Genomic DNA, 26,314 nt, shown 5'->3' on the forward strand with positions numbered 1-26,314 from the left:
CAGCATATAGCTTATTTCTTAGGACGTTTCGCGCCGTATTTAGAGCGTGATTGCATACGACCTTTTACGCCAGCACAGTCTAGTGAGCCGCGTACGGTGTGATAACGCACACCTGGTAAGTCTTTAACACGACCACCACGGATCAGTACAACACTATGCTCTTGCAGGTTGTGACCTTCACCACCGATATAGCTTGATACTTCAAAACCTGAAGTCAAACGTACACGGCAAACTTTACGCATTGCTGAGTTAGGTTTTTTTGGTGTAGTGGTATAAACACGTGTACAAACGCCGCGACGTTGTGGACACGCTTTAAGTGCCGGCACTTTAGACTTTTCAGTCAAACTGCTACGACCCTTGCGAATCAATTGGTTAGTGGTTGCCACTCAAACTCTCCCGTGAATAAAAAACCTCAAAAAGGACATACCCCTTTTTGAGGGCTACATATTCTAAATCAACGAAAGGAAATGGTCAAGAAAGTGAGGCGCTTTGTTGTAAAAACCGACTCTTTATTTGTATGAATTATTTTTAGAAAATTGAGAAGTAGGCGCATCGATGATTGATGCGCCGGAGGACTTCACTTGATGATCAATCCAGATCGTTATTTTCTGCACGATCTTCCGCTAAACTTGCTGCGATGCGCTGAACTCGAGCTGACTTTTCTCCACTCGTCCGCGCCGCTCGGAATGTCTTTTGCGCACTCAATGCCACACTTGCAACCAAACGCGCATTATAAGTTGCACCAGCCGCACCGGTCACAACAGGCATTGTTCTTGATAACCAGCGGGCAGGCACTCGCAGATTAAGATTTTTAGTAAATTCACCTATAAACCCACCTGCTGCCTCAATTTCAGGACCACCACCTACAAGTTTTTCAACACCACGTAGATCACCGGATTCTAAAATTGTCCGCATACCAGCCAAAGCTAAGAGCACACCTTGTTTATCCGCTAAAAGTTCAAGATCAGACTGCTTTAAGGCTTCATAAGCAAGTGTACGACCCTGCTCACCTTGCATGTCAAATCCATAGCAATGGGCGATTTGATAAACCGTCCTTAGAGACAGTAATAGTGCTAAAGGTAAATCGATCACGGCGCCGAGTACTCCCGTAGCACCCGTAACTCCCCCTTCAGCCAAAGCAACGATACGATTCTCTTCGAGCACCGATTGCACCAATGCATCGCACCGAGCGACATCACCAGTCCTCAGTTCAAAGATATCATCGACACCTGCACGCTTTGCAATGCGCTGTACTCCACTGGTATGACTCGTGAAAGTAGCCGCTTGCTCAAACACTTGATCTGCAAAAGACTCCAATGAGTCAATAGGAATCAATGGGGCAATGTATTTAGCAATACCATTAAAACGCGAGCCTACGAGCTGCCTTGTAAGCGCTGGCAATTGTTGCTTAAAAACATCACGGGCATCCGTTTCTACCGGAGGAAGCTCACCATTAAAACGCTGACGACGCTGACTTTCAGAAAGCTGATTTAAAAGACGATCACCGCTTTCAGCAACTTTTTTGGCTTGATTTGTGATCCGATCTTTCAATGTATTGGAATACCATGCTTTATCCATTAAAAATATTCCTTCTCTAGCTTGATCATTTTTAGTTGTTGAACTCGTATTGTACCCAAAATATATGACTTAGGCTTTGAATTAACGCGCGCTATACAGCTTGATTAAACAAACTTTACAAGACTTAGCAACGCCATCATGCTGCCAATAAATCATGTCGTTACAAAACATCTACCAAACTGAGGGGTCATTTTCAGGCATTTCTAGCCACTATTTCTATGTCATAAATGTGCTATAAATACTGTCATAATTAGATTTATTTGAGCTAGAACATATATTTTATTGCAGCATGAATGGATACGAACGTCCTTAACATGATGTTCATCTTTTCATGCCATACTTGAAAGTTAATGATAGATTAAAAATATCACCGACAAAAGAATGATGTTTCACCACTCATGGAGCAATGATGCGCCGCGCCTCGTATGATAAAGCAGACCTGATCGACTGCGCAGAAGGAAAGTTGTTTGGAGTTACCAACGCACGACTTCCTATGCCACCTATGCTGATGTTAGATCGCATAACTCATATCGCTGATATTGGTGGATCCTATGATAAAGGTGAGTTGATCGCAGAGCTCGACATTAATCCTGAACTATGGTTTTTCCAATGTCACTTTCCCACTGACCCTGTGATGCCGGGTTGTTTAGGTCTTGATGCAATGTGGCAACTTTTAGGTTTTTACTTGGGCTGGCGTGGCAACTTAGGTCGTGGGCGTGCATTAGGTGTCGGTGAGGTCAAGTTCACAGGTCAAGTACTGCCGAAGCATCACAAGGTGCGCTATCATTTACACATGAAGCGGGTTATTGAGCGCAGTTTATGCTTGGCCATTGCAGATGGTGAAATGTATGTTGATGATAAACTGATTTATACTGCTAAAGATTTACGCTGTGGTGTATTTGTTAATACTGATTTTTGAACGGTTTTAATAGATATTTTTTCGTTGGCAGATGTCGAAGTAAAAACAAAATGCCGCACTCATGTGGGCAAGTTGTTTTAGATATAATGCATAGTTTGGGGAATATACATGCGTCGTGTAGTGATTACTGGAATGGGAATAGTATCGTGTCTGGGTAATGATCGTGCAACGGTAACAGATTCGCTACGAACAGGAAAATCAGGCATTCGCTTCAACCAAAGCTATGTTGATATCGGAATGAAATGTCATGTCAGTGGCAAACCCGAATACGATGATTCAATTATTGAAAGAAAGTTAAAACGTTTCTTAGCTGAGGCTTCAACGTTTGGTTTCCTGTCTGCACTATCTGCTGTTGAAGACGCAGGTCTTACACTTGAAGATGTTGCTGGGAATCCTCGTTGTGGTGTACTCGCTGGGTCAGGAGGATCATCCACTGCATCTATTGTTGCTGCAGCCGATAACGTTCGTGAAGGTGGTCTGCGTAAAGTAGGTCCGTATAATGTTCCTCGTACTATGACCAGTACTGTTTCTGCCGCTATTGCAACCGGACTCAAATTAAAAGGTGTCAATTACGCGATTTGCTCAGCCTGCGCGACTTCTGCACACTGTATTGGTCACGCAATGGAGCTGATACAGCTAGGCAAACAAGATATTGTGTTTGCTGGCGGTGGTGAGGAAGAACATTGGTCACAATCTATTTTGTTTGACGCCATGGGTGCCATGAGCACCAAGTACAACGATACACCGGAAAAAGCCTCACGCCCCTACTCTGTTGATCATGATGGGTTTGTCAGTGCTGGTGGTGGTGGCGTAGTTGTTGTAGAAGCGCTTGATCATGCTAAAGCACGCGGTGCCAAGATTCTTGCTGAAATTGTTGGCTATGGCGCAACGTCAGATGGGCTTGATATGGTTGCCCCAAGTGGCGAAGGTGCTGTGCGTTGTATGCAAATGGCGCTTGATATGGCTGCCCAACACGATGTTACACAGATTGATTACTTAAATACGCACGGTACATCAACTCCTGCGGGTGATGGCGCAGAACTCAAAGCCATTCGTGAAGTATTTGGCGATAAGGCACCCCCGATCAGTTCAACCAAATCGATGAGCGGTCATAGTCTTGGCGCTGCTGGCGTGCAAGAAGCCATCTATTGTCTGCTGATGATGGAAAATGATTTTATTGCACCTTCCATCAATATCACAGAGTTAATTCCGGAAGCAGAAGGCATTGATATTGTGCAAACTGCGCGTCCAGCAAAGCTGAACGCCATTTTGTCCAATAGCTTTGGTTTTGGTGGTACAAATGCCAGTCTCATTCTGAAACGCTACGAGGAATAAACCTCCGTGTTGTTATTGTGGATTAAAGCTTTTCACATCGTCGCAGTTGTTTGCTGGTTTGCGGCGATGTTTTATCTGCCCCGCCTCTTTGTTTATCATGCTCAAAGTACAGATGAAATCAGCATCAAGCGTTTTGAGGTAATGGAGCGCAAACTTTATCGTGGCATCATGACTCCCTCCATGATCGCGACATGGGGGCTTGGCTTATGGATGTTATGGCTGGGGCGTGATTACTACCTTAGTCAGCACTGGATGCATGCCAAATTGACCTTAGTTTTACTTTTGACTGGTTATCACTTTGCTTGTGGTTATTTTAGAAAGGCATTGATTGGTAACCCTCACATTAAATCACACGTCTATTTTCGCTGGTTCAACGAGTTACCTGTCTTCGCATTGATCGCTATTGTTATTCTCGTTGTGGTTAAGCCCTCTTTTTAATGAATATCTTGATATGACTCCATTCGTGAGTCTCGGTTTTGGACTAATTCTCGTTCTGGCCATATGCGTGAGTGGTCAATGGAGAAACTTAAGGGTTTGGCTTTTATCCTTATTGGCCTTTGCCATATTGTCGATCTATTTCACTGTACTTCTTCATACGCCAACTTGGTCTGCGTTGTTTTTAAAGCTGGAGTGGAATTGGCTAGGCAAAATTACGTCTATCACTACACTATGCCTCATCTACTTAGCATTACCTCAGCAGATCAAAAACAATGTAGGACTTAGCCAATGGCCACATCCTCAAAAATGGCGTTCAACCCTTCTGGTTTCGATATTTACATTACTTTTTTTTGTATCTTGCAGCGCACTGATCCCACTGATTATCTCCCACCAATGTGCTAAACCATCCCTTGAAACAATCCTTTTTGAAGCGACATTGCCAGGGATTGATGAAGAACTTCTTTTTCGCGGAATTTTACTTGCGATACTCACCGTTGCCTTTGGTAAGCCATGGAAAATAGCAGGGATCACTATCGGCTGGGGGGCTATCCCTCTTGTGATTGTTTTTGGTTTAGCACATGGTGTGGAAGTCGCACACTCAGGAGCACCTTTCCTACTCAGTGCTTTGGTTAGCGTCATAACAGGTATTATGGGTGCATTGTTATTATGGATCAAAGAACGCACTGGTTCGATTTGGGTTGCAGTTATTGTTCATAATCTTGCAAATGTATTGTCGCACTGGGTATGTGGATAGGCCTTCTATCGGACTACCTTGGCCATCTGTAAAGCAACTTCTATCAAGTATTCATTATCTCATCTTGGTAATCTCAGTATCACCAATGAGGATATTTTAATGACGCCACCCCCTGAAGAAAATTATCTCTCCCGATTCCAAAAAGTACTCGACTACATCGATACCCACTTAGATAACGACTTGACGGTAGATTTGCTGAGTCAGGTCGCGTCTTTTTCAAAATTTCATTTTCATCGGCAGTTTTCTGAGTTATTTGGAATCAATGTATACAAATATATTCAACTGACAAGGCTTAAAAGAGCATCGTACCAGCTTGCGTTCCGTACCCAAAATCCCGTGACTCATATTGCATTGGAAAGCGGCTATGAGGGACCTGAATCATTCTCTCGCGCCTTTAAAAAAATATTGGGACAATCCCCTACTGAGTTTCGTAAGCAACCCCATTGGCATGATTGGCACGCTACCTTCAAATCTTTAGACGATATCAGGATTACACGTATGACAACTTTGGAATCAGTTAAACAAGTCCAAATTATCAATTTTCCAGAAACTCAAATCGCCGCTCTTGAACATCGAGGCGATCCGCAATTACTTGGCCAATCGATAAGACGTTTCATTGAATGGCGGAAGCAACATCAGTTAACGCCAAGTCTCAGTAAAACTTTTAATATTCTGTATGAGGATCCTGAAAATATCGATCCTGAACAATATCGTATAGATATCGGTGTTGAAACAAATATGCTCATTAAGGATGACTCTATAGGCATGGTAAGCAAAACAATCCCTAGCGGACGATGTGCTGTATTACGCCATATAGGTTCAGATGACTTATTGAGAAAAGCGATTCATAATCTCTATGCCATCTGGTTACCGAGTAGCGGTGAGGAGTTAAGAGACTTTCCCGTCTTTCTTCAACGCATCAAATTCTTTCCTGATGTGCCTAAAAGTGAGGCTGTGATCGATATATTTTTACCATTGAAGTAATGACCTTCATCCAAAGGGATCCAGACTAAATTGCATGCTTTATATATTTACTTTTGTGCTGTAGAGTCTTTGATATTGCCCTAAACTCTCCAAAGGGGATTTAAGATGAAGTACGCGGGAAGCTGCCATTGTGGCAAAGTCGCCTTTGAGGTAGAAGGTGAAATTAAAGGCGTTATCGCTTGTAATTGCTCCATATGCTCTCGCAAGGGATCTTTATTATGGTTTGTACCGAGAGAGCAGCTAAAATTACTGACTCCGGAACAAGACATCAGCACTTATCTTTTTAACAAGCACGTGATCAAGCATCAATTTTGCGCAGTATGCGGGATTCACCCTTTTGGTGAAGGGAGTGACCCTAACGGAGATGCGATGGCAGCGATTAATATTCGCTGCTTAGAAGGGCTCGACTTAGACTCTATCCCAGTACAGCACTACAATGGACGATCACATTAGGGGAATCAACGCGCTAAAAAGCGAGTCATATCCTCAATCCCTTTTAAGGTCATCGGATACATTTTATCTTCAAATGTTTGCTTAATTGCAGCGACGGTTTGGGTGTAATGCCAATAGCTATCGTCTTCAGGATTTAGCCACGCAGTTTTGCTGAAATGCTGACGTACTCGTTGTAACCACGTAATACCGGCTTCACTATTGGTATACTCAACCGAGCCGCCTTCGCTCATTAGCTCATAGGGTGCCATACTCGCATCACCCACAAATATTACGCGGTAATCTTTGCCATACGTGCGTAACAGTTCCCAAGTTTCCATACGACTGGTTGATCGGCGCACATTATCCTTCCAAACATAATCATATAAACAATTATGAAAGTAGAAAAATTCGAGAGTTTTAAATTCCGACTTAGCCGCACTAAATAACTTTTCACACTGCTCAATATAGGCATCCATGGAACCGCCGATATCAAATAGCATGAGTACTTTAACTCGATTACGCCGTTCAGGAATGAGCTGAATATCAAGCATACCCTGACGTGCAGTGGAATCGATGGTTCCACGGATATCTAGTTCCTCTGCCGCACCTTGACGAGCAAAACGTCGCAAGCGACGTAGGGCAATTTGCATCTGCCGAGTACCTAAAATTTGTTGATCGTCAAGATTCTGGTACTGGCGTTGTTCCCAGACTTTAACTGCCGATTTTTTACGAGATGGACCACCAATGCGTACGCCTTCAGGATGGTCTCCGAATGCGCCAAATGGCGAAGTGCCACCCGTGCCTATCATCTTATTGCCGCCCTGATGCTTCTTATGTTGCTCGCGCAATCGTTCTTCGAGCTTTTTCATAAGCTCTTCCAAAGAACCTGCTTTTTCAAGTTCTACACGTTGTTCAGGGGTTAGATTTTTTTCCAGAAGCTCTAGGTTCAGCCACTCTTTAGGAATATTTGCTAAATTGCCAAGCACACTTTCAATGTCGTAGGAATCAATGCCGTCAAAATATGCCTTCATTGCTCGGTCAAACTTATCAAAATGACGCTCGTCTTTCACCATGCATAGACGAATTAAACGATAGAGTTCTTCACGGTCAGCAAATACAACCCCTGCTTGTAAGGCTGCATTCAAGTCTAGTAATTCAGTTGTACTGACTGGAACGCCATATTTTTTTAGGGTAAAGAATAAATTGACAAACATGGAGATGAATCCTTGAAACTCCCTTTGTCAAAGGGGAAGCTTATTGATAATAAGACAACAACGTCATACGATTTGCCGTCCCTCCCTAGAAGAAGGACGGGTCCAACCTTAGACTTAACGACGAGTCATAAATGCCAATCGTTCAAGCAAACGGACATCTTGTTCATTTTTAATCAACGCACCATGCAACGGTGGAATCGCAGTTTTTGGATCACGATTTCGTAAAACTTCTTCTGGTAAATCATCCGCCATCAACAGCGTCAACCAATCAATCAATTCACTTGTTGAAGGCGGCTTCTTCAGCCCAGCGACTTGCCGTAATTTAAAGAAAATTTGTAATGCTTCGCTGACCAGCGTTTCACGAATTTCAGGAAAATGCACATCAATAATCTGACGCATGGTTTTTTCATCTGGAAAATCAATGTAATGAAAGAAACAGCGACGTAAGAATGCATCGGGCAATTCTTTTTCATTATTGGAGGTAATAATGACTACAGGACGATTAACCGCGTGGATGGTTTCGCCGGTTTCATAGACATAAAATGACATGCGATCAAGTTCATGCAAAAGGTCATTTGGGAATTCGATATCCGCTTTATCAATTTCATCAATCAATAAAACAACCCGCTCTGGCGCAGTAAATGCTTCCCACAGTTTTCCAGGCTTAATGTAGTTTTTGATATCGTAGACTTTGTCATCACCTAATTGGCTATCGCGTAAACGTGAAACTGCGTCATACTCATATAAGCCTTGTTGTGCTTTAGTCGTGGATTTGATATTCCAGGTGATGAGTTTCATTCCAAGACTTGTTGAAACCTGCTCTGCTAGCAGTGTTTTACCCGTACCAGGTTCACCCTTAATCAATAATGGCTTTTGTAACATACGTGCCGCATTGACCGCCTGCTTTAAGGCTTCTGTTGCTATATAGCTTGATGTACTTTCAAAAGACTGACTTTGCGCATCATGAAACTGACTTAACTGTGTCATAAAAATATTCCGTACTTACTCAATATGTAAAAACAATTCGACAGGTCAGATGTATCAATTACCGTGTCGCTCAATTAATATCTGGTCGCATACTACGCAAACGCTGAATTAAGAAGCCAATCAAAAATCCTAAACCTAGAACCAATAACATCGGCAATAAACTCGATAGAATCAACTCACGACTTTTACTAATCACCCCAAAAATAAGACCAATTATGGCGGGTGCAATTTGGCCATTTGCGCCTTCGGTCACTGTGGGTGATAGCAACAACGCAAATAGGATCATCCAGCTCATGCCCGCGATCGGACGAGGCAATGGCCTAACAACTTTATGCCATAACCACAAGGCCAATACGCTACCAACTAAGTAAACGGTGACTGCTAACCAATATTCTGCGTTACTATTCATACGTAAGCCCTAAGTTTTTAAAAAAACAATATTACGCGCCACGTAGACCTTCAGGCTCTACTGCATTGGGTGAAATTAGACCTTCAGGAGGAAGCTGTAAATAATAACCCTGACGCGCCAATGACTCGATAACATCCTGAACAGGCACTCTTGCAAGTTTACGTTCGGGTGTTAAATGTAGTCGCATCACAAAGGTGGGACGCCCAAATGCACGCTTCAACGAATCTGATACTTGCGCGAATGGATCCTCTTTCGGTTCCACACGTGGCTCAATCAAAGCTTCGGTTGGATCAACGGCAATGTACAAGTACATCCCTTCGCGTGTACTGGCTCTATAAATATCACAATGCATGGCAGTTACGGGTCTATCTTGAAATTAAAGGCTAAGAATACACTAACAATGCAACTTCGAGGTTGACTGTTCAGTTTAGAAATCGTTTTTAAAACACCATATGAGATGAGAGGTTCACAGACATCAATCAATTGGTGCCATTTCTACGGCTATAATTTCTTTTTGCTGATGAAGTAACTCTAAAATCGGACGTGTTAGGACCTCATAGCGCCACCCGAGCAAATGATTGGGCAAGTCAGCTTCATTCCCATTTTTGGCAATATGACTAAACAATGTCGACAGCCATTTTTTGCGTAAAAGCACATCAACAGGCACTTGAGTCTCAACACTGATCTGTGCTGTGAAGGCATTAATCTGATCAATGAGATCCGTGTCTTTTTGACGATAGGCGCGATGAATTCGCATAGGCCAAAGCGATTCATCAGGCAAGAATCGAATCAAATCTAAAATAGTTTTACCATGCTCACGAATCACATTCGGCTTCATGTCTTTAATTTTACCAAACTGAAACATACTGGTCGGTTGTTGATCAACTAAATCTAGCAAAGTACTATTTTTTAGAATAAAACTACGTGGTTGATTTGTCGCACGTGCAATTTGCTCTCGCCATACACAAAGCTGTTGCAACTGCACCAATTGTCGGCGATTGTGTCTAAAGGTCGCGACATCCAGATAGATCTGCGACAGTTCGGTATCGGTCGCTACTTCACGAGCATAGTTCACACAGTCTTCTATCGCAGCATCAAGTAATCCACGCTGATTTAAATCAGATTGAATCTGTTTTGCCAATGCAGATAAGTGAATGACATCATTTGCCGCATACTGTAATTGCTCTGGACGCAGTGGTCGTGCTAACCAATCGGAGCGGGTTTCGCCTTTATCAACATGGATACCCAAGATTTGCTGTAACGCTTGTTGGTAGCCCAACTGCAAACCAAAACCGAGAAATGATAATCCAACTTGAGTATCAAAAATATTATCCAAAGGTTTTTGATTTGCATAATGATGTATGAGATCAAGATCCTCACCGCATGCATGAAAAATATTCTGACGAGCATTAAAGACCAAAAGCCATAGATCGGTGAGATCTAAACTTTGTCCATCAAGCAAATAGATTTTCTCATTGACATTGATTTGCAATAGACCGAGGTAAGGCCAGAGCGTATTCGTCTTAATAAACTCTGTATCAAGCGCATACGTATCGGTATGTGCCATTTGAGTATATAGCTCACCCAACTGACTTTGTTCAGTCAAATATTCAAACATAGCGTTTACCCAAAATGACTACAGACAACAAAAACCAAATTCGGACACTTGAATAGCATCGTGCCCAACTAAATTAAAATATTATAATACAATTATTTAAAACAAAATACTTTAAAAAATAATCTATTAACGTACCGTTAAGCGATATTGCAATGCTTGGCTAAGAGTATGGCTATCTACGTATTCCAGCTCTCCACCTTGCGGCACCCCCTGAGCAATGCGTGTAATTTTAAGCGGCATTTTTCGCCCATTTACAGCGGTCGATTCGAGTTGACTTAAGGACTGCCAGGCGGCCTGTAAGTAATGTGCAGTGGCCTGCCCTTCAACGGTTGCATTCGTCGCAAGGATCAACTCCTCTATAGGCTCTGCTTTTAGGCGTGACATCAATAGAGGGATACCTATCTCGTCTGGACCAATACCATCTAATGGAGACAAATGTCCACCCAAAACAAAATAACGTCCGCGGAAACCACCGCTATGTTCAATCGCTGCAACATCTGCAGCAGACTCCACAACACATAATAATGTCTGATCACGCTGAGGTGATGCACAAATATCACAGATATCAGATTCAGCCAAAGATCGACAAACGGTACAGTGTTGAATATGGAGCACCGCATCATTTAATGCATGTGCTAATGCCTGCGCTCCAGTACGATTTCTCGCCAGCAATTGCAATGCGATCCGTTGTGCAGATTTAGGCCCTACACCTGGGAGAATACGTAAACGCTGAACCAGTTCATCAAACTTTGGACTAAACATATATGCGTCTTAAACTACTCTTTAATGACCAGCGTCGAATTAACCAAACATACCACCCAGACCTGGTGGTAAACCAGTGCCTGCAGTGGTCGCATTTAATTTTGCTTCTGAAATAGCCTCTGCTTGGCGAACTGCATCATTGATTGCAGCAGCAATCAAATCTTCGATCATGTCTGCATCATCTTTAAGCAGTTCTGGGTCAATTTGGATTCGCTTAACCACAAAGCGTGCTGTCATGGTGACTTTGACTAGACCACCACCGGACTCAGCCTGGACTTCTGTTTTAGCTAATTCTTCTTTGGTCTTCTTGACCTTCGCTTCCATATCTTTTTGCATTTTCTGTGCTTGCTGCATCAGCATGTTAATGTTCATTCATCTCTCCACTAGAAGCTAATCAAAAAAGGCGTAAGCCCCATGTATTTCAAACAATCATATGAGAATGTCATGATTATATCTGTTCTTATCTGTACGATGATCATAAACCGCTAGACAAGGTAAAAAAACTTTCCAATACGTTACTTTATGCATATCCAGATACAAACTTTCTTACGATAGCAATAAAAAAAACTTCCACTATAGGAAGTCTTTTTTATTCAAAGATTAAAATAATCTATTTATTGCCTTGTTGATCAATCCACGTTTTAAACTGCTTACGCTGTTCTGTTGTCGCCTGATCCCACAATGTTTGTAAACGATCTAATGTTGTACCTGCAGGTGCACTTGAACCTGTCGTCAAATTATTCACGCCCTGCATCACACTTGCAATCACAGACGTACTTTGCATCTTCAAACCTTTCTGAGATGCAATGACTTGGCCATTTGAGGCTTTAATAATGAGTGTCGGCTGTTTTACAAATGCCAATGCTTCTTCATGTGTATCGGGTTCGGGTTGCCAACCTAATGTGTATACTTGCTGGTCAGCCAAGACTGTACGAATGGTCACGCCTTTTGAGCGAACAACATCATGATCTTCACCCAAGGGAAACAAACGATCATAGCGTGCTGTGATCGTATGCTCACCTGCGGGCAAACGATAACTTGTATGTTTGGTACCAAAGAAACCAGTATTCCCTGTTTCCTGACCATCGATTCCTAGAACAATGACATTTTCAGGTACTGAAACCTCAGCGTCAGCCCACACTAATGGCGTAGAAACTAATCCAACAGTACCTAGACATAGCACAAGCATATGATGTTTGAGTTGTTTAGAGGGAAAACGAGGGGATAATCGATTTAGAAACAACATAAATATACCTAAAAGTCCAAAGAACGAAGGGGATATAACCATACTATCAGCTCTGGTTATATCCCCCAAGTACGCGCAATAAATTACAACAATAGTCTTAGTCTTTTAATCTCCATGCGCCAATAAGCGGCGACGCATCAAGACTAATGACAGCATACCGAATATTGCACCGAATCCAATACTACCACCGCCAGACTTCGTGACATCCGTAGTCGTTGCGGTATTGGTGATGGTCACCAAAGCTGTATTTGATGCCGTAAGATCAGAATCTAACACTTGATATGTGAAGCTATCATTAAATGGTGAAAATAGATTGTTATTCACATAGGTCAATGTCCCACCGTAACACGTCGTTTGAGCAGTGTTGACGTTGTTATCTGGACATGGACCTTGAAACTCAGGCACGATGGTTCCTTGAGTGGGTTGTGTCACAACTCGGATGTTAAGCGGCGTGTATTTAATATTATTAATACTTCCGTTACTACCATCTGTTGCTGGCTTAGAGGGATCAATCACGGTTTTTAGGAGATACCACCATGGTTTACCTGCTTTACCATTAGGACTCAGTGCATAAGGACCATCACCATCATCACTATCGTTTGCTAGAATATCTAAGGGGATACTTTTAGTACCAAACGTTAAAGTATATTTATCATCCTTCGCGATGGGCGCAATATTTGAAACGGTAAAACTAACCGTTGCAGGCTCTGCTGGCGTAGCTCCGGTCAAATTATTCTTCGCCGTATATTGGCATTCATCTTTACTACCACCAGGTGTCGTGGTGCCATCAATGCGACTCGCAATGAGTTGCTTCATTGTCGGTTCCCACGTACACAAGATATTAGGATCAGTACTAAATGGAGTGATCGTGTATAAATCTGAATCACTCAATAACCCCAAAGTGCTCGTATTACCGCTTAATGTTTCTTGACCACTGTCATTTGCGACAACATCCATAACAACTTCACGATAACGATAGCTCGCCTTATAAGCATCTAGGTAAGATTTAATTTGAGCATTGGCTTTATCGATTTGAGCTTGGGTTAATCCTGTCGTATTCACCGTTTGACTGATCACAACGTTGTAAGAGGTATTCGCTCCATTCTGGTCATCATTTACCGTTAAAATTGAATATTCTAATGCACCTACATCACATTTAATATTTTGGGAGCTTAAGGACTGATTCAATCGGGTACCACTGCCGCGCTTTAAGCCACGCTGATCGGTACTGCCACAGTTAGCAACAAGCGCACCCGCATGCATGATTAAAGGATTACTAACAGGGATTGGTAAGTAACCTGGTAAATCAGAACCACCATAAAGACCTAGCGGATATAAAAAGTTAGTCCGAGACTGCCCCCCACTTGCATAAAGATTGGTCTCAGTATTACTGGTTGTTGTCGCAGCAGCACGATAAAGCTGACAGCTATTCGTTGTGCTCGTAGTAGAACTGCCAGTAAACAAGTTATATGTCACAGATGAATTGGTTGTTGGATCTGGTAAGCCCACGTATTGACAATCTAATGCATCGTTATATGCCAAGAAGTTGTTTGTTAGTGACAAACCACCGGGGTAATTATATGCAAGAGCAACTGGAGTATGGTTTTCAGTAATCGTATTACTGACTAAACTCATTGTACTCGCAGGAGAAAGACGTGTGTTTTGACCGCCAATCATGCGCAGCACGGCTGGCTCTAATGATGCGTCAACACTGGTATTCGATGCTGTATTTTGCGAAATCGTGGATGCTGAAATGGCAACTGTCGGCTGACCACAGAAATCCATCGTATTCGCACTGCTGCTTGATCCATTGCCTGTAATACTTACCTGATTCAATGTTACTGTACGAACAGCATAACCGAGGTTATCCATACAACTCATACTAAAAACAGCCCCTTGCGGTGCATTATTTCCAGTAAATGAGGAAGATGTTGCGGTTACAGTAGCTTGAACACCGGATAAATAAATTGCGCCGCCCTGTTTGGTCGCATTAGCGCCGCTAATGTTGACACGATACAAGCCCACCGTGCCACCAGCCAATATCGCTCCACCAAGATCAGCAGTGCCACCTTTAAGGTTGAGATTGTTTAAATTAATCGGACTTGCACTGACCAAAGAATTGAATATCCGTTGACCGTTCGCTGCGACAATCGTGGTCGTCACGGGTAAACGTTTCGGTGAAAGACCGGAGATCGGGTCTTGTGAATAAGGATCTGTCGCTGGATCGCCATTGATATTCATATCGCTGGCAATCACAAGCTCCCCTTGTGTCAGAGTATAGGTAGCATTTGCAGCCAGCTGAATCGTATCGGTATAGTACAACTGTCCTGCAGTACAGCCACCGTAAGCTTGTTTCAGTGTACTGGCCTTTATTGCTTCACGAAGCGAACATGCATTTGGATTTTCACCATTTTCATCGCTAGTCGTATTCACAACAATCGTCGCAGCCTGAGCAGCTCCACAAGCCAAGCTCAACAATAATCCCAATATTGGCAATGATATACGACGAATCATAGCTGACCTCCTGTCAGACGACGGCGAATTGCAAGCCCCATCAAAGCAAATACTCCAAACACCCCTAGGCTGCCACCACCGCCAACCGTTTTACTTTCAATTCCTGTCGGTGGTGATTGGACGATCGTCGTTGTTAAGGTGATAATTTTATTATTTGCAGCTTCGGAGAAGTAGCTGGTTGTCGTTGTGATATCAAACGTGAACTTATCATAGCCATGATAGTCACTCGTTGGTTGATAGATCTCATTACTGTCTTGCGCTGAGAAACTGACATTACCTTTTGCGGGTAATGCACTGTAACGCACGCAGCCGTCTAGCCACTGACCATTGGGGGTCGCAGGTGTTACACCTGGATACAAGCCAGAACAAAGCGACGCCGGAATTAATTGACCATCGCCCAATACTGAGCTGAGATCTATTGTTGCTTTCTGACCATAGACAATATCTTGACCATTGGTTTGCGCATTACCTGCAGGGATAACCAGCTCAATCGCTCCAATGTCACATAGGCTACGTGTTTGGCCACGTTGATCCATACCACTACAGTTAGAACTGCCTTTATTTACGATGGGTGAATCTGCGAGTGACTTATAGGACAATAATAAACGCGGTAGTAAAAATCCATTGAACTGACCTGCAGGCGTTCTAAATGCACACAACAAACCTGGATTTGGTGGTAGAGAACATACAGAACCTTCAGCGCCAGGTGCCATCAACGTTTCATCGCCCTGATTAGATAACTTCTTGCTGGTATCTCCAGGATCTTTTTTGCCTGTTGGTTTTCCATCACTACCAACCGCATTACCAATTGTCCCATTAGCATCACAGGTGTTGGTATAAAGCGTATAAGTAATCGGCGTTATATCTCCAGGTACAAAAGTACAATCCGCTCCTCCACGGTTACCGCCAATAATACTATTGACTACAGCACTGTATGCTGCCGCATTTAAGGTAATGCCGCCTTGGTTATTCACAATCGTGACGTTGTAAAGTCCTAAGCCTGAAACCACATTGGCCGCATTGGCGTTGTTATTATAAATTGTAGAGCTTGATACTGATGCGGCGTTATTGCCCGACTTGGGATCTGAAATTTCAGTATAAAGGGCAAAACCAGAACTTGGATTCGTGGTATTGGCACGGATCAATGATTGTGCAATAGCAAAACTGGGTGATACGCTATAAAAAGCAGCGCCTTGTTGAGCCGTATTATCATGGAACTCAACAGTCGTGGCAGATACTGTACCCACGTTTTCGTTATAAATTGCACCGCCTAAAGTCGCACCACCATTGTATAAGCGTGAATTTTGCAGTGTGAGCTTCGCTTGGTTGTAGATAATACCGCCTTTGGTATCACAGATATTAGTATTGCCACACCCTTTTAAGTCTACATCGCTGATGGCAATAGTGATCGGTGTTGTCGATGCGGATACAGGGGTGTCAGTATCACATCCCACGGTACTAGGAGTATTTTTGATACATAAAATACGATGATTGCCAACCGCTTGAATAATAGGGTTACTTGTACCTGCTGAATTATTAACATCTCCAGTCATCGTACTTTGCAGCGTTACTGGCTTACTGATGATTAATGCGTCGTTTAAGGTATAGGTATTTTTTGCAGTTAAGATGATGACAGATGTTGTGTCGGAATTTGTACATCCACCAATCCCCTTACTAGGATCAGCGCTATTAGTCATTGTGATCGCTTCTCTAAGCGAACAGGCACTGGTGTTGGTATTGTTTTCATCGACTGTCGTTGTGACATTGATACTAGCGTGCGCTTCAAAAGCAAAGCATAGTAAACCGATACTTATTAAACGTTTAATCATAAAACGCGCACTCCAGATTTGCGTATTTTGTGTATCCATATAACACTTTTCTTGTGATACTCATTACTGCTTCACGCAGTCATTTCAACAACAATACTCTATATAACAGTATTATTTTTTATCAGCATCCTATACAGAAAGCCAACCCTGTTGCAATCCGGCTCATCTTACTACATAGCACATCATGTCTAACAAGTGTTTTTCGGTAAACTTCGCCGTAACGCCTATACAACCCGATAGACGTGGCGTATTCACATTATGCTTCGCTATTTTGGTCAATTAGGTCTTGATCAATCATTGCCATCGTCTGACGAATTAAAGCCAAACTGGGTTTTCGTCTCTGAGCTTGGAAAAGAGGTTTAAATTTTGCAAGTGTTTTGAGCATCAGACCAGGGCGATGTGAACCATGTTCAATTAAATGTTCGGTAATTGCGGGATCGAACTGCCAGCCATTGCGTTTTAGTACTGCAAATAATAATGCTCGACGATCATCGACATTATCGCCTACTGGCAACCCAAAACTTGCAGCCTGTGCCAAACGCGACTGTAAGTCCGGCAAGCCAATTGGTAAATGCGTAGCAGGGCTTCGTGCAACGAAAACCAACTGACGCTGCTCGCTACGATTGATTAAATGATAGATGGCTTCTTCCCAGTGAGGCATACCGACTACAGCATCTAAATCATCAAGTGCGACCAAGTCAAATGACTCAAGTGCTTGTAACACTTCAGTTGGCGCATGGACCAGCTCGATCAGTGACACCTGAATTGCTGTACGCCCCACATCTAAGTAGGACTCACAAATGGCTGAAAGTAAGTGAGTTTTACCTGTGTCAGCCACACCGTGAATGAAGCATCTGGAAAGTAAACCAGCGTGGAGTTGACGCGTAGCGTCGATTACACTCGCCCACCCTGGCCCCGCAAAATCACTAATCCGTGCATCGGAACGTACATCTATAGCAAGATTCAACTGACGCATTTAATCTTTCCGCGGTGAAGCAGTGGACTGACTTGTTGCCGGTTCATCAGTTTGACTACTTGCGGTTGTTGTTGACAGATTTACGGTCGTGTTTTGCGGTGATTGTTGATCAGAGTTCAAGTTAGAGACATCGTTAGTTTCAGTAGGTAAATCATAACGCACTGTAGAGGGTTCGGTAAAACTATCTGCAAGCGTTATTGGGTAGGATGCTGAATAAAACTCCGTCGTTTCATAAAATTCATGCAAATGACGCATTAATACGACTAGTAGTGCCGCCACAGGCAATGCGATCAACATGCCTATAACACCGCCCAACTGCGCACCAGCAAGAACCGCAAAAATAACGGCGACTGGGGAGAGACCAATTCGATCACCCAGTAGAAAAGGCTGTAAAATATAACCCTCTATCACTTGCCCGACCATGAATACGATACCGACCAAGGCTAAGTTTTGCCATGCAAAGCCATACTGAAATAAACATGCAATCGCCGCAGAAAAAATACCTACGGCAAAACCCATATACGGAATAATACTTAAAAGACCTGCAACAATACCAATGATCAAGCCAACAGAAATGCCGATCAATTGTAGACCTACCGCATAGACAATGCCCAATAAGATCATGACAAGTAGCTGGCCTTTAACAAAAGATCCGAGAACCTGATCGCATTCATGTAAAATCTGAACGGTTCTAGGCTCAATACGGCGCGGTATTAAGCGGTGTAACCGCTCTAACATAGCCTTCCAGTCCAGCAAAAGATAAAACGTCACGATCGGCACAAGTACAATGAGGCTGAGTACGCTAATAATGCTCATACCAGACTGTGCGATTCGAGTCAGCATTTGCTGGGTATCATCAAAACTATAATGCGTTTGTAAATAATTCGTCATCCATGCGGTAACAACATTCAAGTTGATGCGACTCGTTTCAATATGAAAGGTATGTTGTATCCATGGACGTAGAGTGAAATTAAGCCATTGAATTGCATTTGGTATATTGGCCCTTGCATATAAAACCTGTTCCCAAACCAAAGGAACCAAAAACCACAGTACGACCACCGCAGTAATCGTAATGGTCAAAAAAACTAATGCAATTGCAAGCCAACGTGGAATATGAATCCAACGTGTGAGCAGCTCCACCAAAGGGTTAAATAGATAGGCAATGACTATAGCCGCAAGAAACGGCATCAGAATGGGAAATAATTGTGCAATTAACAACCCTAAAACATAAAACAACCCAACAATACTAACGAGCGATAAGCCACGCCGCACAAATAAATCCATCGTTAATTCCTCTATTGTTGAGCATAGTTGTTTATGTTTAATGCAGATTGATTGTTTACAGCAAACCACTCTCTAAGTGATCAGCTTAGCGACCAGAGCCATCTATCTCAGATAAATGGACTTTACCACTGAGAGATCAGAATTCTGCGTAAATTTTTGAAATTTTATAATAATATGATAAAAAAAAAGAAGTTTTTAAGAAAAAATATCGTTTTTAATACCAAGATTTTTGGGTAAAGAACCGACCACAATGCGCCAGAAGTGGGCGATTTCGCATTAATAATAGAAGGCTTTTAACTTCGCCCTGGATCATAAAATAGGAGCGTCAAATACACGAGAGATTATGCATTGAACAAAGTTCAAGCAGTTATATGCAAAAAACTCATCCTAATGACGTAATCTGACTCACATTCACAGTATAATCTGCGGGCTTATGTGGAGAGCTTGCTATGACAACATCAACCCCTATTTTACCTCAAGATACATCAACAACAGGCTCTACGTCATTGAGCTACAAAGATGCGGGGGTCGATATTGAAGCAGGCGACCATCTGGTCGATCGCATCAAATCCGTGGCAAAGCGGACCATGCGCCCTGAAGTCATGGGTGGTCTAGGTGGTTTTGGTGCATTATGCCGCATTCCTAAAGGCTATAACGAACCCGTGCTTGTTTCAGGTACTGATGGTGTAGGTACAAAACTCCGCCTCGCATTACAATTAAATCGTCACGATACCATTGGTATCGACTTAGTTGCGATGTGCGTTAACGACCTTCTCGTATGTGGTGCTGAGCCTCTTTTCTTCTTAGACTATTATGCAACTGGACATTTGAATGTCGATGTCGCCGCAAATGTGGTGACCGGAATTGGCGAAGGGTGTCTACAAGCTGGCTGCGCACTTGTAGGCGGAGAAACAGCCGAAATGCCTGGCATGTACGAAGGTGAAGATTACGACTTGGCTGGATTTTCAGTGGGTGTAGTCGAGCATGACAACATCATTGATGGCAAAAAGGTTCAAGCAGGCGATGTATTGATTGGTTTAGCCTCAAGTGGTGCACATTCAAACGGTTACTCGTTAATTCGTAAAATTATCGAATTTAGCGGTGCCGCATTAGATGAATCTGTCGGAGGAAAACCCCTTGCAGATGTTGTCATGACCCCTACCCGCATCTATGTTAAAAATCTATTGCAACTGGCAAAAAACGTCGATATTCATGCGATGGCGCATATTACTGGTGGCGGTTTGCCAGGTAACCTCCCCCGCGTATTGCCAAATGGTACGCGTGCTGTCGTTAATACCAAGTCTTGGGAGTGGCCAGCGTTGTTTAACTGGTTACAAGCCAAAGGCAACGTCGATACTTACGAAATGTATCGCACATTCAATTGTGGCGTTGGGATGATTGTTGTTGTTGCAGAAACCGATGTTCAGACCACCCTTGATCAACTAACTGCTGCAGGTGAAAAAGCTTGGGTCATGGGTCACATTGAAGCGGATGCTGCATCAACTGTCGATGCCAGCGATCAAATTCGAGTGAACCTCATTTGACCAACAGGATCGTCGTACTCGTTTCTGGAAATGGCAGTAATCTGCAGGCCCTGATCGACTCCTGTCAAACAGGGCGGATTCGTGCAGAAATTGTTGGTGTGATTAGCAATGTCCCGCATGCTTATGCACTTGAGCGTGCACGTTTAGCCAATATTCCAACGCAAGTGATTGACCATCGAAAATATCCAGACCGCGCTGCATTTGAAGCAGAGATGAGTCGTGTTCTGCAAGAATGGCAGGTGGGGCTAATTGTGCTGGCTGGTTTTATGCGGGTTCTCACGCCTGCATTTGTTAATCGCTTCAGTGGTCAAATGATTAACATTCACCCATCTTTGCTTCCAGCTTATCGCGGGTTGCATACCCATGCTCGAGTGCTTGCCACTGGTGATAAAATGCATGGATGTTCCATACACTTTGTCACCGCTGAGCTTGATGCGGGTGCGATCATTGCCCAAGCCATAACCCATGTGATGCCAAATGATACTCTTGAGACTTTGACTCAAGAAGTACAAGAACTTGAGCACCATCTCTATCCATTAGTCGTAGCCTGGATTGCTGCAGGACGCATTGCGTTACTGGGCAATAAAGTCTATCTGGATGGTCAAGAACTCCAAGATCCAATTCGAATCTGTCTTTAACTTCTAGTCATCACCATCCATCAACACTCTTTGATCGAGTACTGACTTGTAGTAGAAATGTCTCTATACAAGTCAGTACTCGCATCCGCGGCACTTCTTCAGTTAATCTTAAGTAATCCCCGTGCTTTAGATTAACTTTTATGAAAAAACTTCTTTTCGTACTCCCATTATTTTTCGTTTATCACACTAGTCAAGCCTACAGTAATGACGCACCACCACCTGAAGCCAGTAGCGGCCTAAAACCTGCACAATCCATCACAACGACACAGGGTGTATGCGTTACAGCACACCCACTTGCGACACAGGCTTGTCAGACTGTTCTAAATCAAGGCGGCAGTGCTGCTGATGGTGCAATGGCGGCAGCATGGATGCTTGGATTAGTTGAGCCACAATCTTCTGGTCTTGGTGGCGGCGGTTATCTTGTGTATTTTGATGGGCATAAAACCATTGCACTGGATGGACGAGAAACTGCTCCAAAATCCGCCAAAGAAAATCGCTTCCTTGATAGCAACGGCGCTCCTTTGCCTTTTCGCCAAGCTGTAACGAATGGACTTTCTGTTGGTACGCCGGGCATGGTTCGATTGATGCAACAGATTTCCAAACAGTATGGTCAAGTTAAATGGCAAACTACCCTGAAGCCGGCGATTTTGGCCGCTCAAAATGGGTTTCATGTAACTCCTCGACTTCATCTTCTGCTGAGCGTTGATCCTAGTCTGCGGCAATCCAATGCAGCCTCTATTTTTTATCCTGAAGGGCAGCCACTCGCTGTTGGAACACTATATAAAAATCCTGCATATGCTCAAACTTTACAAACTATTAGCAAAAAAGGCCCTGAGTATTTTTATAAAGGCACATTGCGCACGGCCATTCTTGCTGCGGCAAACACGCAAGGTAGTGACCTTACCCCTCAGGATTTTGATCAATATAAAGTTGTTACAAGTAACGCTATTTGTAAAGTCATTACGACATACCAAGTATGCAGTGCTCCACCTTCATCATCTGGCGGCATCACCGTTTTACAAATCCTCAGTTTGCTGCAGGGTGAACTGCCTAAAGACCCCATTTCCGCAGTGACTTACCTCACCAATGCATCTCGTCTAGCCTTTGCAGACCGTGATGAATACATTGCCGATCCAGCATTTGAAAAAGTTCCAGTCACTCAACTATTAGATTCCAGCTATCTGCAAAAGCGGTCAGCGCTTGCTACTGGAGAGCACCTGAATCAAGTCACTGCCGGTTTAGGTAGCCGCCAACCCTCTTTGGAGGGCGTTGATGCACCGAATACGAGTCATATCAGCGTTGTAGACTCCAAAGGTCGTGCTGCTAGCATGACTATGTCTATTGAGAGTGCCTTTGGCTCCAACATTTGGGTAAAAGAAGGAGGGTTCTTTCTTAATAATGAACTCACTGATTTTTCATTTGCGCCAACCAATAAAGGTATTCCAGTGGCGAATCGTGTACAAGGCGGAAAGCGACCCCGTTCCAGCATGGCGCCGACTCTATTATTAAATGCTCAAGGTACTCAAGTTCAAGGCGTATTGGGTTCACCCGGTGGCAGTCAGATCATCGGCTATGTTGCGCAGGCCACTCTAGATTTATTAGGCGGGAAAACCGTGCAACAAACGCTGGATACACCTCACATTCTACGCCGTGGTGATAGCACTGAACTGGAGCAAGGTCGCTTTGATGATGCCTTTAAACAATCATTGGTAAAAGCAGGCCATCTCATAAAAGAAGGCGATATGACCAGTGGCCTGGCAATTATCTGGCGGACTAATGAGGGCTGGGTCGCTGGAGCAGACCCTAGACGTGAAGGGATTGCGCTGGCTCAGAAAGATAGCGTGAAGGCGCATTAGTGTGATACTCATCTGAATTAGTTTTCTTGAGGTTCGCATTTTCAATCGACAGAATCAACAATAGTAGCAAGATGGCTCACCTCAAATGAAATGAGCTTTTTACCTCTAGTGCTCTTGTTAGTTCACTGAGAACAATTATCTAAATGGGAATTCTTATTTAACGATACCTTCTTAACAGATACTCTAAGTGCGCCTTCACTTCCCGCCACTCTCCTTGAGTCACGCTATACATCACGGTATCGCGAATGGTTCCATCTCGGCGCAGTGCATGTCCGCGAATCACGCCATCACGTTTTGCCCCTAAGCGTTCAATTGCTCGCTGTGAGGCATAATTATATTGATCGGTACGCCAACCAATGACATTGCAATTTAAAATTTCAAAAGCATGCGTCATCAGCAGAAGTTTACATGTGGTATTCACATGAGTACGTTGAGTAGATTTGGCATACCACGTATATCCGATCTCAACACGCCGGATATCAGCAAGAATATCGTGGTAACTGGTTGTCCCTAATACCTGACCACTCGATGCATCAGTTACAGCGAAAGCAAATCGCTTTCCCTCTCGTCTCTGTGCTAAAGCAGCCTCGATATAAGCAAGTGTTTGGTCTGGTTCTGGTACGGAAGTCACGCGGATATTCCACAGCTCGCCATCGGACGCTGCTGCGCGCAGGGCACTTTCATGCTCAACACCTAAAGGGATAAGCTTGATCCCATTTGCCTCAAGGGTCACTTCTGAAACGAATGACATTTCTAAATCCTTTGCAATTTAACGTACTAACCTTAGCACATCCACTGCAAAATCAGATTACAATAGTCGATTGACTGATTTAATTCGAAACAGGTTTGACATGCTGGCACACTGGGTAAGACGCATCCTCCAAGCAACCGTATATGATGTTGCAATCGAATCACCGCTCGACGCTGCACCACGACTTTCAGCTCGCTTCAATAATAATATTTTACTGAAACGCGAAGATCTGCAGCCGGTTTTTTCTTTTAAGTTGCGCGGTGCCTACAACCGAATTAGTCAACTCAGTCCCGCTGAACGTGCTCGCGGTGTGATTACTGCATCAGCTGGAAATCATGCGCAGGGTGTCGCATTCTCAGGCCAAAAGCTTGGTATTGATACGCTGATCGTCATGCCTCAGACCACACCAGACATTAAAGTCAGCGCTGTTAAACGTTTAGGTGGCAACGTCATCCTACACGGTGATAGCTTTGACGTTGCCTATCGTTATGCACTTCTTCGTGCTGAGCAGGATAATCGTGTTTACATTCCGCCATATGATGACGAACTTGTCATTGCGGGCCAAGGCACCATTGCGATGGAAATGCTTCGCCAATATCGCAATCTCGACTATGTATTCGTCGCGGTTGGTGGTGGTGGCTTAATCGCAGGTATTGCAGCTTATCTAGGTGAAGTCGCTCCACATGTCAAAGTCATTGCTGTTGAGTCTAATGAGTCAGCTTGTTTAAAACTTGCACTGGATACGGGTGAGCGCGGAACCTTACCATTGGTGGGTTTATTTGCCGATGGTGTGGCTGTGGCTCAAATTGGTGAACTGCCGTTTGATGTTGTACGCCTGCCTAAATCTGATGGTTCAGGCCCAGTGGTTGAATCCGATGTTGTTACATGTAGCACTGATGAGATTTGTGCGGCAATCAAAGATGTGTTTGAGGAAAACCGAAGCATTGTTGAGCCTGCTGGAGCTTTGGCCGTTGCCGGAATGAAAAAATTCATAGAGCAACATGGCATCACCAATAAGAATATGGCTGCCATTGTTTGTGGCGCCAATATGAATTTTGATCGTCTGCGCTATATCTCTGAACGTACCGAACTTGGTGAAGGCCGCGAAGCTATCTTTGCCGTAAGCATTCCAGAAACTATCGGTGCATTCCTAGAGTTCTGTCGCACCTTACAGGGCCGGTCTATCACAGAGTTCAACTACCGCTATAACGGCAATGCCCTCGCCCAAGTCTTTGTGGGCATTGGCTTAAAAAATGGTGTAGTTGAACGTCAAGAAATTAACGATATTTTGACGAAAAAATCCTATACCGTGGATGATTTGTCTGATGATGAAATTGCAAAGCTGCATATCCGTCATCTCATCGGTGGCCATGCGGGATTGTCTGATGAACGCCTATTCCGATTTGAGTTCCCAGAGCGCCCCAATGCGTTCCTCTCCTTCTTGGAAAAACTTGGGCAGGATTTGAATATTTCACTATTCCATTATCGCAATCATGGTGCTGCCGATGGACGTGTTTTGGTCGGTTTACAGACTGGCACGCGTACACCAGAGCAACTGACTCATATCCTAGATGCAATTGGTTATCCGTATAGTGATATCACTGACAATGTTGGGTATCGCTTGTTTTTGAAGTGATTTATTATTTTGGTCTGATTAAATATCTTATGAGTCAATATTGATTCATAAGATATACTGGGTACAATTAAATATGCCCCACTTTATGCTCAATCGTGAAGTTCTTAAACCAGAAGCTTATACCGAACGTTCATGCCTTCTCGTTAAATATCGGTTACCACTACTGCCATATTGCTTTGTTCTTTGCCATGAGGCATCTGTAGAAAATTTGGAGTTCTCACCTTCCCACTTAATGGAATTTTTCATGTTAGAGGCTGAACGTCTTGCATTCAACTCCGTTGGAGATTCGCAAGCATTTATGCTTATCCATAGCGGAAGATCGATCCGAAAACGATTAAACTGGCATCTACATGTGTTTGTTGTTCAGTATCGTTGGCAAAAGGCATGGGTCTACTCTATCCTAGGAATCAAGAACGCTTCACTTGCGCTGTATTACGCGATACGCAAAATACTTGTTTTACTAATACCGTGATCTCTGCGAAACACTGATAAGATTACCCGGCTGAATTTCAACCGATTAAGTTCGCCCGTTAACACATCTATCAAAACGAAAAATTCAACTCCCTTAACTGAAATGCCGGTTATATAATTTTTTTCAGCAGAACTGTAG

Annotated in this window: 25 protein-coding genes; 10 read left to right on the top strand and 15 right to left on the bottom strand. The window is 43.5% G+C overall.

The window, feature by feature from the left end:
• Nucleotides 1-11 precede the first annotated feature (11 nt).
• On the bottom strand, nt 12-386 hold the full coding sequence (gene rpsL / locus HYN46_RS08240; protein WP_114898935.1) for a 30S ribosomal protein S12: 375 nt from the start codon (nt 384-386) through the stop codon (nt 12-14).
• A gap of 202 nt (nt 387-588) precedes the next feature.
• Entirely contained in the window at nt 589-1,578 is a 990-nt protein-coding gene (locus HYN46_RS08245) for an EcsC family protein (protein ID WP_114898936.1), read from the bottom strand.
• Nucleotides 1,579-1,984: 406 nt separating this feature from the next.
• Between HYN46_RS08245 and fabA the strand changes: the two genes are divergently transcribed.
• The 6 genes from fabA (at nt 1,985) to HYN46_RS08275 (ending at nt 6,461) form a co-directional block, all read left to right on the top strand.
• Nucleotides 1,985-2,497 carry a bifunctional 3-hydroxydecanoyl-ACP dehydratase/trans-2-decenoyl-ACP isomerase gene (gene fabA, locus HYN46_RS08250; RefSeq protein WP_114898937.1) on the top strand — a complete coding sequence of 171 codons (513 nt, stop codon included), beginning with the start codon at nt 1,985-1,987 and terminating at the stop codon, nt 2,495-2,497.
• A 108-nt stretch (nt 2,498-2,605) separates the two neighbouring features.
• Nucleotides 2,606-3,832, top strand: a complete 1,227-nt coding sequence (gene fabB, locus HYN46_RS08255) for a beta-ketoacyl-ACP synthase I (RefSeq protein WP_114898938.1) — start codon at nt 2,606-2,608, stop codon at nt 3,830-3,832.
• Between the two features lie 66 nt (nt 3,833-3,898).
• On the top strand, nt 3,899-4,270 hold the full coding sequence (locus tag HYN46_RS08260; protein WP_456061860.1) for a CopD family protein: 372 nt from the start codon (nt 3,899-3,901) through the stop codon (nt 4,268-4,270).
• 67 nt (nt 4,271-4,337) lie between these two features.
• Entirely contained in the window at nt 4,338-5,024 is a 687-nt protein-coding gene (locus HYN46_RS08265) for a CPBP family intramembrane glutamic endopeptidase (RefSeq protein WP_162818130.1), read from the top strand.
• 99 nt (nt 5,025-5,123) lie between these two features.
• A complete protein-coding gene (locus HYN46_RS08270) occupies nt 5,124-6,008 on the top strand; it encodes an AraC family transcriptional regulator (protein WP_114898941.1) in 885 nt (294 codons plus the stop codon).
• A gap of 105 nt (nt 6,009-6,113) precedes the next feature.
• Nucleotides 6,114-6,461, top strand: coding sequence for a GFA family protein (locus tag HYN46_RS08275; RefSeq protein WP_114898942.1), 348 nt, complete (start codon nt 6,114-6,116; stop codon nt 6,459-6,461).
• Nucleotides 6,462-6,466: 5 nt separating this feature from the next.
• Here the strand turns inward: HYN46_RS08275 and HYN46_RS08280 are convergent, their stop codons facing one another.
• From HYN46_RS08280 to HYN46_RS08335, 12 genes are all read right to left on the bottom strand, one after another.
• Entirely contained in the window at nt 6,467-7,654 is a 1,188-nt protein-coding gene (locus tag HYN46_RS08280; protein ID WP_114898943.1) for a vWA domain-containing protein, read from the bottom strand.
• 114 nt (nt 7,655-7,768) lie between these two features.
• Nucleotides 7,769-8,641 carry an AAA family ATPase gene (locus HYN46_RS08285; RefSeq protein WP_114898944.1) on the bottom strand — a complete coding sequence of 291 codons (873 nt, stop codon included), beginning with the start codon at nt 8,639-8,641 and terminating at the stop codon, nt 7,769-7,771.
• 70 nt (nt 8,642-8,711) lie between these two features.
• On the bottom strand, nt 8,712-9,050 hold the full coding sequence (locus HYN46_RS08290) for a hypothetical protein (protein WP_114898945.1): 339 nt from the start codon (nt 9,048-9,050) through the stop codon (nt 8,712-8,714).
• Between the two features lie 31 nt (nt 9,051-9,081).
• Nucleotides 9,082-9,402: a YcgL domain-containing protein gene (locus tag HYN46_RS08295; RefSeq protein ID WP_114898946.1), complete on the bottom strand. Its 321-nt coding sequence runs from the start codon at nt 9,400-9,402 to the stop codon at nt 9,082-9,084.
• A gap of 123 nt (nt 9,403-9,525) precedes the next feature.
• Nucleotides 9,526-10,668, bottom strand: a complete 1,143-nt coding sequence (locus HYN46_RS08300) for a ribonuclease D (protein WP_114898947.1) — start codon at nt 10,666-10,668, stop codon at nt 9,526-9,528.
• A gap of 126 nt (nt 10,669-10,794) precedes the next feature.
• Nucleotides 10,795-11,430 (bottom strand): recombination mediator RecR, encoded by a 636-nt coding sequence (gene recR / locus HYN46_RS08305; RefSeq protein ID WP_114898948.1) that lies wholly within the window; start codon nt 11,428-11,430, stop codon nt 10,795-10,797.
• A 39-nt stretch (nt 11,431-11,469) separates the two neighbouring features.
• Nucleotides 11,470-11,802 (bottom strand): YbaB/EbfC family nucleoid-associated protein, encoded by a 333-nt coding sequence (locus HYN46_RS08310; protein WP_114898949.1) that lies wholly within the window; start codon nt 11,800-11,802, stop codon nt 11,470-11,472.
• A 238-nt stretch (nt 11,803-12,040) separates the two neighbouring features.
• The gene (locus tag HYN46_RS08315) at nt 12,041-12,676 is read right to left on the bottom strand and encodes a DUF2057 family protein (RefSeq protein ID WP_162818131.1); all 636 of its coding nucleotides are present in this window, start codon (nt 12,674-12,676) and stop codon (nt 12,041-12,043) included.
• 105 nt (nt 12,677-12,781) lie between these two features.
• Entirely contained in the window at nt 12,782-15,190 is a 2,409-nt protein-coding gene (locus HYN46_RS08320; RefSeq protein ID WP_114898951.1) for a CSLREA domain-containing protein, read from the bottom strand.
• Nucleotides 15,187-17,058, bottom strand: a complete 1,872-nt coding sequence (rbtA, locus tag HYN46_RS08325; protein ID WP_114898952.1) for a rhombotarget A — start codon at nt 17,056-17,058, stop codon at nt 15,187-15,189. Before rbtA ends, HYN46_RS08320 begins: the two co-directional genes overlap by 4 nt.
• 217 nt (nt 17,059-17,275) lie before the next feature.
• Complete coding sequence (locus HYN46_RS08330) at nt 17,276-17,995, bottom strand: DnaA regulatory inactivator Hda (RefSeq protein WP_114898953.1); 720 nt, start codon at nt 17,993-17,995, stop codon at nt 17,276-17,278.
• Nucleotides 17,996-19,279, bottom strand: coding sequence for an AI-2E family transporter (locus HYN46_RS08335; RefSeq protein ID WP_114898954.1), 1,284 nt, complete (start codon nt 19,277-19,279; stop codon nt 17,996-17,998).
• Nucleotides 19,280-19,728: 449 nt separating this feature from the next.
• Between HYN46_RS08335 and purM the strand changes: the two genes are divergently transcribed.
• The 3 genes from purM to ggt all read left to right on the top strand — a co-directional run bounded on the left by purM (nt 19,729) and on the right by ggt (nt 23,317).
• The gene (gene purM, locus HYN46_RS08340) at nt 19,729-20,823 is read left to right on the top strand and encodes a phosphoribosylformylglycinamidine cyclo-ligase (protein WP_114898955.1); all 1,095 of its coding nucleotides are present in this window, start codon (nt 19,729-19,731) and stop codon (nt 20,821-20,823) included.
• The gene (purN, locus tag HYN46_RS08345; protein WP_114898956.1) at nt 20,820-21,461 is read left to right on the top strand and encodes a phosphoribosylglycinamide formyltransferase; all 642 of its coding nucleotides are present in this window, start codon (nt 20,820-20,822) and stop codon (nt 21,459-21,461) included. The genes purM and purN overlap by 4 nt, the downstream gene beginning before the upstream one ends.
• A 140-nt stretch (nt 21,462-21,601) precedes the next feature.
• Nucleotides 21,602-23,317: a gamma-glutamyltransferase gene (gene ggt, locus HYN46_RS08350; protein WP_114898957.1), complete on the top strand. Its 1,716-nt coding sequence runs from the start codon at nt 21,602-21,604 to the stop codon at nt 23,315-23,317.
• A 157-nt stretch (nt 23,318-23,474) separates the two neighbouring features.
• Here the strand turns inward: ggt and HYN46_RS08355 are convergent, their stop codons facing one another.
• On the bottom strand, nt 23,475-24,068 hold the full coding sequence (locus HYN46_RS08355) for a GNAT family N-acetyltransferase (RefSeq protein WP_114898958.1): 594 nt from the start codon (nt 24,066-24,068) through the stop codon (nt 23,475-23,477).
• Nucleotides 24,069-24,168: 100 nt separating this feature from the next.
• On the opposite strand from HYN46_RS08355, the gene ilvA reads away from it, so the two are divergent.
• Nucleotides 24,169-25,704, top strand: coding sequence for a threonine ammonia-lyase, biosynthetic (ilvA, locus tag HYN46_RS08360; RefSeq protein ID WP_114898959.1), 1,536 nt, complete (start codon nt 24,169-24,171; stop codon nt 25,702-25,704).
• Nucleotides 25,705-26,314: the final 610 nt, after the last annotated feature.

It is taken from the genome of Aquirhabdus parva (genome assembly GCF_003351745.1).
Taxonomy (GTDB): Bacteria; Pseudomonadota; Gammaproteobacteria; order Pseudomonadales; family Moraxellaceae; genus Aquirhabdus; species Aquirhabdus parva.

Coding starts and splice junctions, on each gene's coding strand:
- ggt (WP_114898957.1), top strand. CDS start 21,602: ATGAAAAAACTTCTTTTCGTACTCCCATTATTTTTCGTTTATCACACT.
- purM (WP_114898955.1), top strand. CDS start 19,729: ATGACAACATCAACCCCTATTTTACCTCAAGATACATCAACAACAGGC.
- HYN46_RS08295 (WP_114898946.1), bottom strand. CDS start 9,402: ATGCATTGTGATATTTATAGAGCCAGTACACGCGAAGGGATGTACTTG.
- HYN46_RS08290 (WP_114898945.1), bottom strand. CDS start 9,050: ATGAATAGTAACGCAGAATATTGGTTAGCAGTCACCGTTTACTTAGTT.
- fabA (WP_114898937.1), top strand. CDS start 1,985: ATGATGCGCCGCGCCTCGTATGATAAAGCAGACCTGATCGACTGCGCA.
- HYN46_RS08270 (WP_114898941.1), top strand. CDS start 5,124: ATGACGCCACCCCCTGAAGAAAATTATCTCTCCCGATTCCAAAAAGTA.
- ilvA (WP_114898959.1), top strand. CDS start 24,169: ATGCTGGCACACTGGGTAAGACGCATCCTCCAAGCAACCGTATATGAT.
- HYN46_RS08300 (WP_114898947.1), bottom strand. CDS start 10,668: ATGTTTGAATATTTGACTGAACAAAGTCAGTTGGGTGAGCTATATACT.
- rbtA (WP_114898952.1), bottom strand. CDS start 17,058: ATGGATACACAAAATACGCAAATCTGGAGTGCGCGTTTTATGATTAAA.
- HYN46_RS08260 (WP_456061860.1), top strand. CDS start 3,899: ATGTTTTATCTGCCCCGCCTCTTTGTTTATCATGCTCAAAGTACAGAT.
- HYN46_RS08355 (WP_114898958.1), bottom strand. CDS start 24,068: ATGTCATTCGTTTCAGAAGTGACCCTTGAGGCAAATGGGATCAAGCTT.
- HYN46_RS08310 (WP_114898949.1), bottom strand. CDS start 11,802: ATGAACATTAACATGCTGATGCAGCAAGCACAGAAAATGCAAAAAGAT.
- HYN46_RS08245 (WP_114898936.1), bottom strand. CDS start 1,578: ATGGATAAAGCATGGTATTCCAATACATTGAAAGATCGGATCACAAAT.
- HYN46_RS08335 (WP_114898954.1), bottom strand. CDS start 19,279: ATGGATTTATTTGTGCGGCGTGGCTTATCGCTCGTTAGTATTGTTGGG.
- HYN46_RS08275 (WP_114898942.1), top strand. CDS start 6,114: ATGAAGTACGCGGGAAGCTGCCATTGTGGCAAAGTCGCCTTTGAGGTA.
- HYN46_RS08285 (WP_114898944.1), bottom strand. CDS start 8,641: ATGACACAGTTAAGTCAGTTTCATGATGCGCAAAGTCAGTCTTTTGAA.
- fabB (WP_114898938.1), top strand. CDS start 2,606: ATGCGTCGTGTAGTGATTACTGGAATGGGAATAGTATCGTGTCTGGGT.
- HYN46_RS08315 (WP_162818131.1), bottom strand. CDS start 12,676: ATGTTGTTTCTAAATCGATTATCCCCTCGTTTTCCCTCTAAACAACTC.
- HYN46_RS08330 (WP_114898953.1), bottom strand. CDS start 17,995: ATGCGTCAGTTGAATCTTGCTATAGATGTACGTTCCGATGCACGGATT.
- HYN46_RS08280 (WP_114898943.1), bottom strand. CDS start 7,654: ATGTTTGTCAATTTATTCTTTACCCTAAAAAAATATGGCGTTCCAGTC.
- HYN46_RS08320 (WP_114898951.1), bottom strand. CDS start 15,190: ATGATTCGTCGTATATCATTGCCAATATTGGGATTATTGTTGAGCTTG.
- recR (WP_114898948.1), bottom strand. CDS start 11,430: ATGTTTAGTCCAAAGTTTGATGAACTGGTTCAGCGTTTACGTATTCTC.